This window comes from Streptomyces sp. NPDC055013 (genome assembly GCF_053608645.1).
In genome coordinates, this window is the sequence record NZ_JBSGVW010000086.1 from 1 (window position 1) to 2882 (window position 2882).

General features: G+C 73.5%; 4 protein-coding genes. 1 reads left to right on the forward strand and 3 read right to left on the reverse strand.

Annotated features, from left to right (window positions below):
• Positions 1–53: 53 nt before the first annotated feature.
• Positions 54–974: a ketopantoate reductase family protein gene (locus tag ACWGDB_RS41875; RefSeq protein ID WP_453827286.1), complete on the reverse strand. Its 921-nt coding sequence runs from the start codon at positions 972–974 to the stop codon at positions 54–56.
• 90 nt (positions 975–1064) lie between these two features.
• On the opposite strand from ACWGDB_RS41875, the gene ACWGDB_RS41880 reads away from it, so the two are divergent.
• Positions 1065–1295 (forward strand): DUF2277 domain-containing protein, encoded by a 231-nt coding sequence (locus tag ACWGDB_RS41880; RefSeq protein ID WP_453827283.1) that lies wholly within the window; start codon positions 1065–1067, stop codon positions 1293–1295.
• 57 nt (positions 1296–1352) lie between these two features.
• Here ACWGDB_RS41880 and ACWGDB_RS41885 read toward each other — a convergent pair whose 3' ends face one another.
• Positions 1353–1985: a hypothetical protein gene (locus ACWGDB_RS41885; RefSeq protein ID WP_453827284.1), complete on the reverse strand. Its 633-nt coding sequence runs from the start codon at positions 1983–1985 to the stop codon at positions 1353–1355.
• Positions 1986–2069: 84 nt separating this feature from the next.
• Positions 2070–2690 carry a DedA family protein gene (locus ACWGDB_RS41890; protein ID WP_453827285.1) on the reverse strand — a complete coding sequence of 207 codons (621 nt, stop codon included), beginning with the start codon at positions 2688–2690 and terminating at the stop codon, positions 2070–2072.
• Between the last annotated feature and the right edge of the window lie 192 nt (positions 2691–2882).

The following is a 2882-nucleotide window of genomic DNA, read 5'->3' on the forward strand; positions in this document are numbered from 1 at the left end:
CGGCCGGCCCAACTGGCCGGCCGGAGCGCTCAGTCGCAACCGGTGTGCGGCGGTCAGTGGCCCGCGGCCCTCAACTCGCCGACCAGGCGTGCAGTCACGGGTGCCGGTACCGCGTGGCGTTCGGCGGCTCGCAGCAACGCTCCGCCGATCGCGTCCAGTTCGAGGGGGCGACCGGCCTCGGCGTCGCGTTGCATGGACGACTTGGTGGCGGGCGGGAAGGCGTCGTAGCGGGCGAGGGCCGAGGCCGGGTCGGCGGGGCCGCCGCAGGCACGGCTGACGGCTGCCGTTTCCTCGACCAGGGACGTCAACTCCTCGCGGTGGTGCGTGCGTACGTCACCGAGGGGGAGGGCGTGGCGGGTGGTGAGGAGGGCGAAGGGGGCCAGGAAGGACATCTTCGCCCAGAGGGTCGCCGTCTCGTCCGGGAGGACGCGGGTGGTGGGTCCGGCCGCGTCCAGAGCCTTCGCGAGGGCGCCGAGGCGGTCGCGGGGGACGGTGTCGCCCGTCAGGTCGATCTCCGCGAAGGGGCTCGTGTGCTCGATCTCCCCGGGCGCCACGCGGGTCGACTCGACGCGGATGACCGCGGGGGTGACGTGCTCCGGGCGGTAGTGGGCGCGGAGGGTCTCCGGGTGTTCCACGCCGTTCAGGAAGGGGACGATCAGGGCGTCGCCGAGCGCTGCGCGCGGGGTGCGGGCCAGGGCCGTGTCGAGGGCGGTGGCCTTGACCGTGATCAGGCAGGCGTCGACGGGTTCGCGGAGCTCGGTGTCCGCCTCCACCTGAGCCGTGAAGTCCCCGAAAAGGCCACTGCGGACCTGGATGCCGGTCGTGCGCAGGGCCTTGGCCGTCTCGTCGCCGGCCAGGCAGATGACGCGGTGCCCGGACCTGGACAGGAGTGCGGCGAGCAGGCCGCCTATGCCGCCCGGGCCCAGTACCGCCACCGTGAGCCGGTCGTTCGCCGTCGTGCGATGCGCCGTCATGCGGTTCCTCTCGTCGGTCGGCCCCTCAGTGGTGGCCGCCTCGGGCGTGATCATGGCAGACATGGCCCAGTTCGAGGGAGACTGTGAGGCATGTGCCGCAGCATCAAGACACTTCGTCCGCCCGTGCTGCCCGAAGAGGCGACGGAGGAAGACATCCGCGCCGCCGCCCTGCAGTACGTCCGCAAGGTCTCCGGCTTCCGGGCCCCGGCCGCGCACAACCAGGAGGTCTTCGACCGCGCCGTCGATGTGATCGCCGAAGCCACGGCCGACCTGCTGGCCGGTCTGGAGATCCGGGGGCAGGCCGCCCGCCGGGCGGGCTAGAGGGTTCCTGCGCAGCCCACCGGATCGAGATGACGCGCCCTCCGGTGACGGTGGGCGTCAGTACCGCTGCGCCTTGGCGATCTCGGCGGTCAGGCGCGGCTCGGGAGGCTTGCGGCTGATGGCGAGCGGCTGGGCCTTCTCGCCGGGTTCGAGGTCCTCCGCGCCCACGAACCGGGTCTCGGCGACCTTGCCGTCGGAGTCGCGGAAGTCGACCTGCACCGCGTAGGACGCGGTCTCGTCGGTGCGGTTGGTGATGTTCACGACGACGGCCAGCAGACCGCCCGTCTGGGCGCGCGGTTTTCCGGTGAGCGACACGTCCGCGGTGGCGTTGCCGCGGCCGTCGACGTCCTCGAGTTCCCGCTGGGCGGCCTGGTTGGCCCGTACGATCTCCGCCGATACGGATGCCTCGAACTCCGAGGCACGGGCGGAGGCGGAGGAGGCCGCGGCGGAGGCCCGCTCGCGGGCGGACGCCTCGAGCGAGGAGAGGGCCGTGGCCGCCGTGCCGGAGAACGAGGCCGTATCGGGGGGCGTGGGGGTCGGCCTGGGGGAGGCGGCGCCGTCGCCCTCGTCGTTCCCGCCGCACGAGACCAGCGTCGCGGCAGCCGTGGCCGCCAGGAAAAGTCCGGCCAGGGCGGTGCGCACGCGGGCGCGCTGCGCTGGTCTCGTCGCCTTCGGCGCGCGGGCACTCATGTCAGGGGGTCCCTTTCCTCGCGGCAGCGGTGGGACCAATCGTGCACGCCATGTGTCCATTCGGCGACTCAACGTCACATCGGCTTATGCCGGCCGGCGCCGCACCAGGTACGTCGCCAGCGCCCCCGCCGCGAACAGGGCCCCCACCGACGCCGCCGTCGCCAGCCACGTCGCTCCCAGCCACTGGGCGCCGAAGTAGCCGAGGGCCACGCTGTAGACGGCCCAGGCGAGGCCGGCCAGGGCGGACCAGGGAAGGAAGTCGCGGGGGCTGCGGTGGGCGGCGCCGGCGCCGAACGAGACGACCGAGCGGCCGGCGGGGGCGAAGCGGGCCAGTACGACCAGGGCGCCGCCGCCTCGGGCGAGGGCCGTGCCGAGACGTTCCTGCGCTGATGTCAGGCGGCGGGAGCGGGCGATCGCGCGGTCCAGTCGGGCGCCGCCGCGCCAGGCGAGGCGGTAGGCGACCAGGTCACCCAGGACGGAGGCCGTCGCGGCGCAGAGCGTCAGGGCCAGGATGTCGGGGACCTCCCCGGGGACCTGACCGGTCGCCGCGCCCGAACCGGCGGCCGCCGCCGTAGCCGCCGTGATCACCAGCACGCCGCTGGGCAGCACCGGTACGAACACGTCCAGCAGGACCGACAGGCCCACCACCACATAGATCCAAGGGGCCGCCGTCAGCGACCCCACGTCCTCGAGACCCTCGAGCACCACAACTCCCCGTGTTTCCCCCCGTGGCCAGACCGTGCCGCGACGTCGCGGGGGAGCGGCAGGGGCGGCCTATGACAGCCATACAGCGTACGCCGGGGGTGTGACAGGAGGTTCATCGGGGGCTCGTGTGTTCGGCACAGCATGTTCACACGGCCGAAGCGAACGGCGCCGGCACCCGCGTGAGCCTCGCGG

Coding starts and splice junctions, on each gene's coding strand:
- ACWGDB_RS41885 (WP_453827284.1), bottom strand. CDS start 1,985: ATGAGTGCCCGCGCGCCGAAGGCGACGAGACCAGCGCAGCGCGCCCGC.
- ACWGDB_RS41880 (WP_453827283.1), top strand. CDS start 1,065: ATGTGCCGCAGCATCAAGACACTTCGTCCGCCCGTGCTGCCCGAAGAG.
- ACWGDB_RS41875 (WP_453827286.1), bottom strand. CDS start 974: ATGACGGCGCATCGCACGACGGCGAACGACCGGCTCACGGTGGCGGTA.